Source organism: Mesorhizobium sp. M00.F.Ca.ET.216.01.1.1, assembly GCF_004010325.2.
In the GTDB taxonomy this organism is placed as follows: domain Bacteria; phylum Pseudomonadota; class Alphaproteobacteria; order Rhizobiales; family Rhizobiaceae; genus Mesorhizobium.
The window spans coordinates 1-412 of record NZ_SADR02000159.1; the positions used below are offsets into that span (position 1 = coordinate 1).

The 412-nt window shown below is 63.8% G+C and carries 1 protein-coding gene; it reads right to left on the reverse strand.

Features of this window, described 5'->3' with window-relative positions:
- Nucleotides 1-412 (reverse strand): FAD-dependent oxidoreductase (locus EN859_RS35535; protein WP_189502491.1); only part of this gene is annotated, 412 nt, incomplete at both ends.

Genomic DNA, 412 nt, shown 5'->3' on the forward strand with positions numbered 1-412 from the left:
CGCGCACCGCGAGCTGCGCATCTGCCGGAATATCGCCGAGAATCTGCAGGTTGACGTCGTATTGATCGGACCAGAACCACGGAATGTCCGCATACGGTTCGAAGGTGCCGAGCAGCGCTTTGGCCGCGGCAATCGCCTGGTTTTGCGCATTGGCCCACGACTCGAGCCGCACGCGGCGCTTGAGCCACGCGCTCGGATGATTTGCCACATCGCCGCACGCGAAAATGCGCGGGTCGTCGGTCGCGCCGAAATGATCGACGACAATGCCGTCTTCCACCTTCACGCCCGCCGCTTCAGCCAACGCCGTATGCGGCGCGAGACCGATGCCGGCCACCGCGAAATCGGCGTCGAGCGTCGAACCATCGGCGAATGTCGCGCGAATCCGGTTCGCGTCGTTCGGATGATCTTCGAG